The 12,429-nt window shown below is 42.4% G+C and carries 10 protein-coding genes; 1 reads left to right on the top strand and 9 read right to left on the bottom strand.

Annotated features, from left to right (window positions below; all coding sequences use genetic code 11):
• The 4 genes from C7B77_RS12440 to C7B77_RS12425 all read right to left on the bottom strand — a co-directional run.
• On the bottom strand, positions 1 to 2,571 hold a 2,571-nt coding region (locus C7B77_RS12440; RefSeq protein ID WP_146138293.1), incomplete at its 3' end, for a GAF domain-containing protein.
• 144 nt (positions 2,572 to 2,715) lie between these two features.
• Positions 2,716 to 3,165 carry a YlqD family protein gene (locus C7B77_RS12435; RefSeq protein ID WP_106304896.1) on the bottom strand — a complete coding sequence of 150 codons (450 nt, stop codon included), beginning with the start codon at positions 3,163 to 3,165 and terminating at the stop codon, positions 2,716 to 2,718.
• 75 nt (positions 3,166 to 3,240) lie between these two features.
• The gene (locus C7B77_RS12430) at positions 3,241 to 5,238 is read right to left on the bottom strand and encodes an AMP-dependent synthetase/ligase (protein ID WP_106304893.1); all 1,998 of its coding nucleotides are present in this window, start codon (positions 5,236 to 5,238) and stop codon (positions 3,241 to 3,243) included.
• Positions 5,239 to 5,506: 268 nt separating this feature from the next.
• Complete coding sequence (locus C7B77_RS12425; RefSeq protein WP_181243835.1) at positions 5,507 to 6,397, bottom strand: TetR/AcrR family transcriptional regulator; 891 nt, start codon at positions 6,395 to 6,397, stop codon at positions 5,507 to 5,509.
• 273 nt (positions 6,398 to 6,670) lie between these two features.
• Between C7B77_RS12425 and C7B77_RS12420 the strand changes: the two genes are divergently transcribed.
• Positions 6,671 to 7,663 (top strand): Rieske 2Fe-2S domain-containing protein, encoded by a 993-nt coding sequence (locus C7B77_RS12420; protein WP_106304887.1) that lies wholly within the window; start codon positions 6,671 to 6,673, stop codon positions 7,661 to 7,663.
• A gap of 22 nt (positions 7,664 to 7,685) precedes the next feature.
• Here the strand turns inward: C7B77_RS12420 and C7B77_RS12415 are convergent, their stop codons facing one another.
• The 5 genes from C7B77_RS12415 to C7B77_RS12400 all read right to left on the bottom strand — a co-directional run bounded on the left by C7B77_RS12415 (position 7,686) and on the right by C7B77_RS12400 (position 12,427).
• Entirely contained in the window at positions 7,686 to 8,276 is a 591-nt protein-coding gene (locus C7B77_RS12415) for a hypothetical protein (RefSeq protein ID WP_106304884.1), read from the bottom strand.
• Between the two features lie 54 nt (positions 8,277 to 8,330).
• Positions 8,331 to 9,755, bottom strand: coding sequence for a site-2 protease family protein (locus C7B77_RS12410; protein WP_106304881.1), 1,425 nt, complete (start codon positions 9,753 to 9,755; stop codon positions 8,331 to 8,333).
• Between the two features lie 76 nt (positions 9,756 to 9,831).
• Positions 9,832 to 10,014 carry a hypothetical protein gene (locus tag C7B77_RS29210; protein ID WP_146138292.1) on the bottom strand — a complete coding sequence of 61 codons (183 nt, stop codon included), beginning with the start codon at positions 10,012 to 10,014 and terminating at the stop codon, positions 9,832 to 9,834.
• An 88-nt stretch (positions 10,015 to 10,102) separates the two neighbouring features.
• Positions 10,103 to 11,101, bottom strand: coding sequence for a pentapeptide repeat-containing protein (locus C7B77_RS12405; protein WP_106304878.1), 999 nt, complete (start codon positions 11,099 to 11,101; stop codon positions 10,103 to 10,105).
• 225 nt (positions 11,102 to 11,326) lie between these two features.
• Positions 11,327 to 12,427 carry an acyltransferase family protein gene (locus C7B77_RS12400; RefSeq protein WP_245894174.1) on the bottom strand — a complete coding sequence of 367 codons (1,101 nt, stop codon included), beginning with the start codon at positions 12,425 to 12,427 and terminating at the stop codon, positions 11,327 to 11,329.
• Positions 12,428 to 12,429: the final 2 nt, after the last annotated feature.

Genomic DNA, 12,429 nt, shown 5'->3' with positions numbered 1-12,429 from the left:
GTTTTTATTATTTACAGACTCAATAAGACTCTTTTTCTGGAATGCAATTGCAACTTGCCTTGCGAAATGTTCGATTATTTCTTTATGTATATCAGTAAAAGCATAAGGCTTTTCGTGCTCAAGATTGATTACACCAATTACCTTATCAACTGATTCTTCTTTGACTATGATTGGAACAACTAGTTCGGAGTGAGTTCCTTCTCTAAATTCAATGTATTGCTGCCAATATACTGAGTTCTCATTTTTTTCTTTCTGAAGATCTGAGATAAGAATAGTCCTCTTTTCCTTAGCTGCAAGACTTGTAATTCCCTTAGTTTTTATCTTCTCTTTATTATCTGTAATTTCATAAAATGAGTTTAATTCAGACAGAATATATTCTGGCCAAGCAGCTTTATACTCAAAATTACCTTCATCGTCACACAATGCCAAGTAGCTAAAACTTGCTCCTACAAGCGAATAAGCATAACTTGCAATATCTTTTAAAATTAGTGATGGGTCATTCCTGGTAGCTATAGCCTCAATAGCTTTAGCAAGATCTGTATTAGCTTTAGTCCAAGTTATTCTCTCAGACAAAAACTCTTGATGGTAAATAGTACTTGCCGCCTGACTTGCAAAAAGCTCAAGTGCAAATTTTTCAACTTCAGAAAAGGGTACATCTGAATATTTGTTCAGGTACAAAGCCCCAATAATTTGCTGTTTCCCTACCTCACTATTAATCATTAAAGGAACAACTATTTGACACTTGATTCCTAATTCGAGAAGTTCTTGTGAAATATAATCAAGATTTTTAGATCTCTCTGAAAACTCTATTGTCTTTTTTTCTCGAATTACAATATCCGTAGTGCCTTGTCCATCTAATCGAGGATGTGGCCGATCGACACCTTCTGGAAAAGCATATAATTCGCCAGTCAGCCTATATTTATCTTCATCTTCATTTGATAATATTTTGGAATACTCTAACCTATGAATAACAGCGGCTCTAGCACTTGTTACTTCCAATGCATGTTCGCAAATTTTTCTAAGTAAATTTGTCTTGTCTTTGTTAAGTAAAAGATCGTTCATCTTACTGCTGATATCATTCGAGTATTCTAAAGTCATTGTGCGCTCAATGACAGTGGCCGTACTGCGTGAAATAGCTTCAACAAGATCTCGATCGTAAATTGTAAAGTGATCCTTACTTGCCTTAAAGCAACTAATTACCCCAATAATACGGTTGTGCTGGCTCTCATCTTTAGCTAAGTAAGGTATCACAGGTACAGCTAGCATAGAAAGATTCATGCCTGGAAGATCGAAAGTTGGTGCAAACTCGGCACTTTCTAGTGCATGAGGCACGATTCTACTCTTTCCATCTGTCAATACAGCTCCTACAATCCCCATTCCTTTCTTGAAAGATCTTTTAATTCTTGGTGATTGCTCTTCAACAGTGTCATTATTCGCTGAGATCCATTCTTCAAGAAAAATTTCATTGATATGAATAGGAAAAACGACTTTAAAGTAGGTGCAATTATCACAGTTAAGTTCATCCTTCAACTTAAGAAGTATTTGACGCATTAGATCGTCACTTTTTAGATTATTTCCAATGTCGCATGTGATTTCTCTAATTACTCTTGCATTTCTTTTAACCAAAAAACCTACAATATCATTCGCTACGATCTCACTAAAACCATTTACAAACCGAACAAGTTTGTCACTATATCGTGAATAATATCCTGGGGCTTTGTGGTCGAGCGTTATAATGGCGACAGTTTTATTTTGACGCTTAGCAGAAAAACCGACCCAAGAATTTACATCGTTAGTTGCATCGGTGTTTACCCATCCCAATTCTTCTAATTTCTTGGAGTCATTGCTACGTAAGTAGTCAAGATCGTCTATGATAAGCACACCTTTTCGATTGACGTTATTTATCAATTTATCTTTATTAATTTTTTTTAGGAGTTGTCTGTCTGGGTTTAAATTAGAAACTGGATTTCGATCCGAAGGGTGATGACAATATCTTAACAAATATCTTTCACTAGTTTGATTGTCCACTAGCGATATTGTAGCTCTATTATATCCAACTATTGGGTTAGTCTCTAATTCAAGAACAGCAAAACTCAGCATTTCATCAAAACTTTTAGCTTCATGCAGGTCTTGTTTAAGCTGAAAAAGAGATCTTGATATTTTCATCTCTAAGCCTATTGATTCAATATAGGCTAATAGAATATAAGAATTAAAAGGATAAGCGAATGCATATATTCCTGCCAACATTGCATCACAAGCCTTTTGCTTAATATTTTCTTCAAAGCCGAACACAACAATAATTCCCAGAAAATCCAGGGCTTGATGCTCATCTTTGAAATTGACTAAATCATTGCAAACATCAGAATTATTATTCTCAACCCAGACCACAAAAACATCCCACTTAATATCATCACATCTAACAAGTTTTTCTTTTGCATTTGTTAGGGAGCTTTCTTCTTCAAGATGTATTGAATCAATGGATCTGATATGATGAACAGTATCCTCTCTATTCTGTTGAAAATTGAGATCGGTGTTTGACAAATCCAAGAATAAAACGTTGACTTTTTTCACAGGATTTATTGTATATATAAATTTTTCTTGAGCAGGATTGCATCCAGTGTCAACAAACAAAGCTTGCAATTTAGTTCATTTTATTGGTTGATGATAATCCAAAATACTGGACAATTGAAAATTGCCCAGTATTGTTTTCGTTGCTTAAATATTCCCCCGAATCTCCATCACTACTCCATCGTGAAGTAGAACTTCGACATTCATTTTAGAAATTAAATTATCGCCGAGTTTGACTGCAAAATAACCTTCAACTTGGCCTTGATTGACTTCCTGTTTGAGTTCGAGAAGTTGAACTTGTTGGAGTTGTTGCAAGGCCATGTTTTTTTGTTCGAGCAGTTCGCTTTTCTGCTGATTTACTTGCATCTGAATGCTTTCAATCTGTTGCATAACTTGAGGGCCAGGGGGTTGCAGGTTTTGCTTTTGAATTTCGGCAACTGCTCTTTGGCCTTGCATTTCTAATTGTTGCAATTGGCCATCGAGGTCGCTAATTTGTGTTTGCAATAGTTGCTGGGTTTCATCTTTCCAGCGTTGAGTTACGACAGCTTTGATACTGACGACCCGTTTGAGCAATAGTTGAGAGTCTGGTAGATCCATGATTGTAGGTAATTTTGGTGACTAGTGGCTATTGGTTTAGTGGCTAGTGGCGTTACCCCATACCCTATTCCCGGTTTAGCGAGCGAACATCTCGTCAATCATACCGTGATACCGCTCCATCACAACTGGACGACGAATTTTCAGGGTTTGGGTGAGTAGGCCATTTTCGATGCTAAATGGCTCGGCGATGAGCTTGATGGTGGCAATCCGATCGTCGATCCGGTACCCAGGGCGGTTTTTGACTTCGCGGTTGAGTTCGTCGCGATAGAGGTCGATGACTTGGGTGTTGTTGAGAATTTGTGGATTATCGAGCAGAATATTTGGCTCGCTACCGTTGGCTGGGTTGGTAGCTTCTACTGGGGTGGGGATGAGATTTTGACTTACCGCCCATTGGTGTAAGGCTTCGGAATTGGGTACGATCAGCGCGCCAAGGGCTTTTTGGTCTTGCCCGACGAGAACGATTTGATTGATATAAGGGCTGCGGAGGCAAGCATCTTCGATCGGGGTGGGTTCGATATTTTCGCCATTGCTCAACACGATCGTGTCTTTGGCGCGTCCGGTAATGGTCAGATCGTTGTTGGGGGTGAGCATTCCCAGATCGCCGCTATTAAACCACCCGTCAGCGTCGATCGCTTTGGCAGTGGCTTCCGGATCGCGGTAATATCCTTGCATGACTTGCGGCCCGCGAATCATTACTAATCCCTTTTGACCGATCGCGACTGGCTGACGGGTCTCGACATCGACGATTCGGATTTCGGTACCTGGTAAAGGTTGTCCTGATGTGAGGCGGAGATTTTGCCAGGGACGGCGGACGTTGGTAATTGGGGCGGTTTCGGTCAAGCCATAGCCAACGAGAATATTCACGCCGATTATCTCAAAAAAGAGATCGAGATGTTTGGCCAAAGAACCACCGCCGCTGATGATATATCTGATTTTGCCACCAGTAGCCGCTCGAATTTTGCTGTAGATCAGTTTGTCGGCGATCGCGTGAATGGGGGCTAAAATCGCCATCTGGAGTCGTGCAATTAATTTTTGACCTAGAGTGGGGTTGAGACATTCTAAGCTCAATCCTTGGACGATCCGGCGGGCTTCGATGTATTTGGTGCTGAGTGCCAGCAGACGAGCGACCAATTTTTGTTTGTTGGGGGGCTGTTCGCGAAATTGCTTCTGAATGCCTTCATAAATCGATTCTGAGAGCCGAGGAACTGCGACGAGGTATTCGGGTTGAAATTCTTTTAAATCTTGCTTGAAATAGCGAATATTGGTGTAGGTCTGAGTACAACCTTGGGAGAGCAGATAATATTCGCACGATCGCTCGTAGCTATGCCAAGAGGGTAAGATGCTCAAGACTCGCGAGCCTGGTGTGGCGGGAATGACCGTACCGCAGGTATTAATTTGGTGCAACAGATTGGCATGGGTGAGCATTACGCCTTTGGGATTGCCAGATGTGCCAGAAGTGTAAATGAGCGTGGCTAAATCTGTTTTAGCGATCGACACTGGTTGAAATTGGGAACTGCGACCGAGATCGATCGTCTGGCTGAAGTTAAGCAGTTTAATTGGCAGTTCTAAATCGGTGTTTTCGTCAGAAAGGAGAATAATTAATTTAATCGGCAAATCAGCCAATCGATCGCTTAACTTGTTGAGAGTTTTTAGATCTTCAATTACTAAAACTTGTGCTTGGCTGTTATCTAAAATCGCTAGTAATTCTTGCGTTTCAGCTTGCGAACTCCGGACGGCATTAAAAGCCCCCGTTGTCATAATTCCCTGATCGGCAATCAACCAACGTGGACTATTATCGGCAAATAACGCTACGCCAGTATGTGGCTTAATTCCTAAGCTTTGTAAACCAGTGGCAAATAACTTAATTTGAGTAGCTACCTCTCGATAGGTCATGCTAATTGCTGGCTTAATATGTGGGGCATTTAGCGCGACGATATCTCCACATTTGGCAGCGACAATCGGCCAGACTTCGGGCAGAGAATTTATCTGTGTATAATCGATCGTCTGACTGATATTTTGAGCTTCTTGCTGAGAAATTGCGTAAGGATAGTTGGCTAATCTGGCAGTTGTCATAGTAATTATCTTTATAAGCTTTCCGCGTTCTAAACTGCGTCCAATGACATCAGTTAGTTGTTTCTATATGTCTAGATTAGCTGTTGTCGATCGCGATCGGCGATCGATTGTGACAGAAAGTAAGGTGGCTAGGATCTATGACAGCTAATGAATTGTCACAATTAATCCCACCCTAACACTTCACCTAGCCTAGCAGGATGCGCCCACCCGATCGGGAAAAGGTCGCAAAACACAGACGGAACCAAGTAGCCGCCCTATCTGCCTTCAATTAACTCGCCGCAGCCACCCAGTTAATTACCGTATTGTGCGACACTCCAGTTTGGCGTTCGATCTGGCGAAAACTCATCCCTTGCTGATGCAATGCCAAACACTGTTGCTTAATTTCTGGAGGATAACCACGCAAGCTATAGCTATCGGCAAATTGTTTGCCACAAGCCCTGCAAATATAGCGTTGCTTGCCATGTCTATGTCCGTTTTTTGCAACCCGATCGCTCCCGCAATGTTCACATATCATTACTTTGGTGTGCAAAAGTAGATCGTCACCGATATAAGGATTGAGATAGACGTAAAGCAAATTTTTTAGCTCTGCGTATAGCTTTTGACGATGTTCGCCATTACTTTTGAGTGCGACTAGTAGCAAGCAGTTATAGGTGCGGTGGAAGACTTCAGCGATGAGTTCGCTGCGATCGCGATCGAGCTGGGGGTTGCGCTGTTGGCAGAGATCGGCAAATTGGGAGATTAATAACCGATCGAATTTGTCATCGAATAAAGCGAATAATCCTGGTATTGGTGCGAGAAAGTACTGCAAATAAACAATTCTGGGAATGGGATGCTCGAAATACTGGGCGTGAGTATCGACCATTTCATCGATCGTTTGGAGTAGGGGACGGCGGATATCTTTGCTCAGGAGTTCGGCATTGACGATCGCGATGCGTTCCATATGCTCGGCTTCTAGAGCGTGAAAGATCGCCAATTTGTCGGGGAAAAATTGATAAATCGAGCCAACTGCGGTACTGGCTCGCTCGGCTATTTGTTGGGTAGTTGCCGCGCTATAACCCACTTGAGCAAAGACTTCTGCGGCTGCGGTGAGGATTTTGGCAACTCGTTGTTGGCCGCGTTGTTGTTTGGGTTGACGCCGCAGCGAATTGGGGCTTGACATTTGCGAGGATCTATTCATAAAATTGTCATATCAATTTGCCAATCTGCCACATTTTATAGATGTAGCCTCGCCGCTGGCGATACCTGGATTGGGTTAAAAACCAAAGTCACATCTCTGAGGTAGACAGGTTTGAGTGTCAATTGTTAGCATAAACAACATCGATAGCATCAACCTATCCTTAACAGATCTCGATCGATTATCCACTATTCACTATCCACTATTCACTATTCACTATTCACTATTCACTATTCACTATTCACTATTCACTAACCCATGAATATGCTCCAAGGCGCACCCTGGCTGTTAGCTCACAAATCCATGCTAGCAGTGAATAAACCCCAAAAAGTATCGCTGTATGGCAAAGATTATGTCTTGTGGAAAGATCTCCAAGGAAATGTCAATGCGCTGGAAAATGCTTGTCCTCACATGGGTGCGATGCTTTCGGCTGGTTGGTGTGAAGAAAAACCCAATCGATCGAGTACGGTAGTTTGTCCCTTTCACGCGCTCGAATTCGATGCCGAAGGTCGAACTATTTTACCAGGTTCTAATAAGCAAACACTACCGCAAGTAGCACCATTAGAACTAATAATTCAAGGTGATTTTATTTGGTCGTATGGAGGCTGCGAGCCTAAAATACCGATTCCCAATATTCTCAATAAAATTGCAGCTAGTTACGATTTTGTCGGTGCTACCGGAGATTGTAGCGTCGAGACTGACTTGCGATCGATGCTATTGAATATGCACGATTACAATCATCAGAATGGTACGCATCGAGAGATGTTTAAAATTACTGAAGTGCAATTCGAGAAATTCATCGATGAGGGGCATCATTCTCATGCTTACTATGATATGCCCACAGCACCGAATAGCCTTCGGGAAAAACTCAAAAACCCAGCTCTATTTACGATGCCGCAAGTATTATCGGCACATTTAGAAAACTATTTTCCGCATTTGGTGATTTTTCATGGCGATCTCCCCGTGGGAACTGTGGCTCAGTGTCACTTATTTATACCAGAGGCAGAAAATAAAACGCGGACTTATGTATTATTGTTCGGACAACCAAAGAGTCCCATTTTCAAACTGATGGGCAAGCAGTTTTTAGATGTGGTTAAAGTAGTTATCGACCAAGATGCCGATATTCTAACAAAGATTTATCCCGATACTCCCCAGAAAATCAAATTAAATAATGAAGTAGGAATGGATTGGGTACATCGAAATTTTGAGAGTTTTCCAGTAGTTGAGTCGCCAAATTTATCGAGGTCATGATTTTAAGCGAATCTACAACCAATTACCAAAACCTAAATACCAACCGAATTTTTGATGGTTCGCCGAGTTGACGTAACTTCTCCAAGAAGTCGATAAAATCTTCCGCCGCAGCGGCATAAGTATCAGTCCACCTTACGGTGACACCATCGCAATCCCAAACAGCATAACCGATCGGGATATATTTTGGCCACAGATCGGCGGTTGGAAATGGTTTACTCTCTTCAAACAAATGAGCCACCCGTGCGTCTACCATCGCCTCATATTGCATCACCTTCCCATACCAGTCAAATTCCAAAACCTCTGCTAAGAGCAGCCAGCCTGCAATTTTTTCACCACTGAGTGCATCGCCAAGTTCTGGACTCAAATCTTCAGGCAAACCACGCGGTGCGGCTACGATCTCGAATAGTCGATTGTCTACCGTTCTCCCCGTTGGATTCCGTTCGTCAGCGAGAATAGCGAACAGCTCGTAATTTTGACGATCGTAATATACCGGACTCAAGTCTGGCTGTCGTGTATTGGAGTCAATCGGATCGAGATCGTGCGGCGGTTCTCTTAAGATCTGCCAAGTGCCATCGATCTCGATCTCAGCATACATCATGATATCGGTACTCATAAATCGAATGTCCGATCGATCGAGATCGAGCTATCTGCTCGATCTCTACTTTACTTAGGCGATAAGGTTTTTAAAAATTAAATTTTTGCGTAACAAATCAAAATCTGGATCGATACGAGCGTGCTCCTTCAACTGCTCTGGTTTGAGTGCGAGCGCGCGTTCTAGATGAGAGATTGCTAAATCGCTTTGCCCTTGTAAAGCATAGCAGCAGGCTAAATCATAATGTACGGGTGCATTATTAGGATCGATCTCAACTATTTTTTGATAGGTAGTTATCGCAGCTTCATAATTTTCTATGTCGTGCATTAACGTAGCTTTAGCCTGTAATACATCTAATCTTTTGGGAGCTAAAGATAGAGCTTTACTCAATGCTTCATCTGCAAAGACGAGATTTTGCGATCGCTGATGGGCTAATCCTAGATAGTAATAAGCATCACTATGTTTGGGATCTAATTTAATGAGTTTCTCTAGGTAAAAAATGGCTTCTGGATATTTTTCGATATTTAAGAGATTGACACCTAAACCTAGATAAGCGTATTCATTATCTTCATCGATCGCGATAACTTTTCGATAACACTCGCTCGCTCGATCGAACAGTTCGAGCTGCCACAAACAATAACCTTTCTGTAACCAAGCCTCAGCTCCATCCGGTCGAATTTGAATCGCTCGATCGAATGAGTCGATCGCTGCTTGATACTGCTGCTGCTCGATCGATTTTTTCCCTTGTTGAATTGCTTTGTTTTCGGGCGTATTTAGACCCAAACCTAGGCCGACTAAAATTACTAACGCGATCGCTTTATTAATCGGCTCTCGAAATACTGCCGAACCATTACTAACTAAAGATTCCGGTACATTTAAGGTACTCGTTACCAGGCTGACAAAATTGAAAATAAAATAATTGAACGCCGGAACGAACCAAAACAACCCGATAAGAACTAGAAGACTATACTTCCTGTAGCCATTAAATTTAGCTTGGACATGTTCTGACAACCAAGGTTCGATAATACCATAACCGTCGAGTCCCGGCATCGGTAATAAATTAAAGATCGCCGCAAAAATTTGTAAATAAACTAGAAAAGCTAAACTACTCGCCCAAAATAATTCCGAATTGAGCCGCTCGACATTGAGTAAATTATCGTCGGTAAAAATACCTAGCAGAATTGCCAATACTAGCGCAATGAGAATATTAGCACTCGGCCCTGCCGCAGAGACGGCACTTTGCCACCACCGATTTCTTAATTTGTGCTGGTTGATATAAACAGCTCCACCTGGCAACCCGATCCCACCCATCAATAAAAATAGGACGGGTAGCACCAGACTGTAACCAGGATCGGTGTATTTAAGCGGATTGAAGGTAAGATAACCTTTGCTCTTAACGGAGGTATCGCCACCCCAATAAGCCACGATCGCGTGCCCGAATTCATGCAGGCAGAGCGAAAAAATCCACCCAAAACAGACAATAATTCCGACTAACCACATATCTGATTATAAGTTTTAGGCTATGTTTATAGTTCTCAGAAGACTCGAACAATTTCTACCAAAAAACTGCCGCATCTCACCGCTCGTTAGTAGCTGGCGGGGATGTTCCTATTGTAGCTGTAGATGCCAGATGGTGGCGAAGATGGGGTTGCGTGCAGACGAGCGTACTAGATTGACAGAATCGATCGATCGACGCTTTTGGATGAAATCTGCTGGCCGACAAAAAAATGGCGATCGCTACATAGATAACGAATGCCATTAAAATTTCAACATGGACATTCGCTCTTACTATAAGCGATCGCCAAGGAAAAGAGAAAATTATCGGTCTTTATCTAATAATGTAGCCATTAAACGTTAGCATACAGCCTGCCGTCAGGCATCTTAGCACCAGTGAGAATCGTCCCGACCATACTAGCACTACTCATTTCCGCACGCATCAAATTAGCACTGGTTAAGTTGGCATCTTCGAGATCTGTTTTAGCTAAATGTGCCTCGATTAGTTCGACATTAATCATCGTCGAATAACACAAAATCGTGCGCGTCAGATCGGCATGATGCATCCGTGCATCCGTGAGATCTGCATAACTCAAATTAGTATTTGCCAACTTAATTTTTGACATGATCGCTCTACTCAGATTGGCACCTGTCATGTCACACGCTGTAACGATCGCCCGCTCGAGTTTTGCTAAAGAGAGATCGGCGTGAGGAAGATTTGCCTCGTGTAAATTGGCTTCAGTGAGAATTGCGCTCGTTAATTTGGCACCTGTTAGATTTGCGCCAGTGAGATCTGTTCCTTTAAGGTTTGCCTCAGTCAGATTGGCATAACTGAGATCGACTTTCGATAAATTTGCTCCAGCCATGTTAGCATTGCGCAGATCGGCTCGACACAGTTTAGCACTACGCAGATTGGTATTATAACTGCGTTTTTCTTCGCGAAAGTTAGCCGCACGCAAACAAGCACCGCTGAGATTAGCACCGCTGAGATTGACATTGCGTAAGTCTGCATCCATCAAATTGGCGTCGAGGAGATTTACCCATGTCATATCGGCACCGCGAAAATCGGCAAATTGGAGACTGGCTCCATGCAAGTCCGCATCGCGAAGGTTAGCACCTTGGAGATCTGCTCTAATTAATGTCGCGCCGCCTAGTTTGCAGCTAGAAAGGTTGGTTTTGAGTAACTGAGCGCGATTGAGATAGGCAAATGTAAGATTGCTTTTGCGTAAATCGGCTTGGTTGAGCACGATATCGATTAAGTCTTGGGAAACCAAACTAAATCCACTCAGATCGACCGAGCTAAAGTCCCGCTCGCCACCACGATATCGCCACAATAGTTCTTCCGCATCCATAGCTTGGCTAGTATCTTTATTTGAAGATGTCTTGCCTATTGTTCCCCGATTAGGTGCCAATGTTACCGTTGGAGCGAAATTTGGCTTAGGGGATAGTGAATAGTGGATAGTGGATAGTGGATAGTGAATAGTCGATCGGATACACCAGCGTTCACCCATTACCAATCCATCCACTCCCCCAAATACTACCTATATTTGCACCACACACCACTAGGGAGATCGCGATTAGATTTTTAAAAACCATCGCTGGCGATACATGAGATAAGCGACACCCAACCATAACAGAACAGTCGCGATCGCAAATAAGACACCACTATTAATCGCACCCGCCCAGCCAAACAACTGCGTACTCAACCATACATAAATAGATGTATCTTTGACAATTTGATTGACCATCAATAATTTAATTAAGACGATCGAAGCCACGTAGATAAAAATTGCATTCAAACCCATAATTTCCAATGGTTTAAACCACTGCCGATATTTACGAACATCGACTAATTCGTAACAAGCAGCCAGCGAAATTAAACCCCATCCAGTTGTAAATAACACATACGAACTCGTCCACAGCTTCTTATTAATCGGGAAGAAACTATTCCAAACTAACCCGATAACTACCGCTGCCAATCCGTACATCAGGAGACTGGCACTAGTTCGGGTAGTTACAGGCTGACGTTTCAACCAAGTTCCAGTTAGATAACCAAATAAAATGCTCGCGATCGCGGGCAAAGTACTAAATAATCCCTCTGGATCGCTGAGATTTTTGGAACCTTTATGTAAATGTGCTGGCGTGATAATTAATCGATCGACATAAGCTCCAAAGTTACCAAATTGGCTAAATACACCATCGCTATTATCTAAGGCAGGAATAAAAGTCAAAATTGCCCAATACCCAACTAAAATCCCACCAGCTAAGATCCAAATCCATCGTTGAGCTAGAGCTAAAATAGCGATCGAAGCCAAGAAAAAAGCAATTCCAATCCTTTGCAATACGCCCATAATCCGGAGATTATCGAGATTGGCAAAGAACTTTGGCTCAGTAAGGTTATAATTCCAGACTAAATTATTTAGAATCAAACCTAAGCCAAATAAGATCGCACTGCGGCGAAGAATTTGCCAATATACTTGCGAAGAAATCGGCACATCTCCACTCGTATATTTGGCCAACGAAAAGGCCATCGAAACGCCGATAATATACAGGAAAAATGGGAAAACTAAATCGGCGATCGTATAACCATGCCAAGGCGCGTGATCGAGCCAAGCATATTTGCGATCTTCACCGGGTAGACTAGCCATATTTACCAAAATCATGGTAGCCATCGTCAACC

This window comes from Chamaesiphon polymorphus CCALA 037, assembly GCF_003003845.1.
Lineage (GTDB): Bacteria > Cyanobacteriota > Cyanobacteriia > Cyanobacteriales > Chamaesiphonaceae > Chamaesiphon > Chamaesiphon polymorphus.
The sequence above is the reverse complement of the archived record's forward strand: the minus strand, read 5'-3'. Positions and strand labels throughout refer to the sequence as shown.

Coding starts and splice junctions, on each gene's coding strand:
- C7B77_RS12420 (WP_106304887.1), top strand. CDS start 6,671: ATGAATATGCTCCAAGGCGCACCCTGGCTGTTAGCTCACAAATCCATG.
- C7B77_RS12425 (WP_181243835.1), bottom strand. CDS start 6,397: ATGTCAAGCCCCAATTCGCTGCGGCGTCAACCCAAACAACAACGCGGC.
- C7B77_RS12430 (WP_106304893.1), bottom strand. CDS start 5,238: ATGACAACTGCCAGATTAGCCAACTATCCTTACGCAATTTCTCAGCAA.
- C7B77_RS12415 (WP_106304884.1), bottom strand. CDS start 8,276: ATGAGTACCGATATCATGATGTATGCTGAGATCGAGATCGATGGCACT.
- C7B77_RS29210 (WP_146138292.1), bottom strand. CDS start 10,014: ATGGCATTCGTTATCTATGTAGCGATCGCCATTTTTTTGTCGGCCAGC.
- C7B77_RS12405 (WP_106304878.1), bottom strand. CDS start 11,101: ATGGATGCGGAAGAACTATTGTGGCGATATCGTGGTGGCGAGCGGGAC.
- C7B77_RS12410 (WP_106304881.1), bottom strand. CDS start 9,755: ATGTGGTTAGTCGGAATTATTGTCTGTTTTGGGTGGATTTTTTCGCTC.
- C7B77_RS12435 (WP_106304896.1), bottom strand. CDS start 3,165: ATGGATCTACCAGACTCTCAACTATTGCTCAAACGGGTCGTCAGTATC.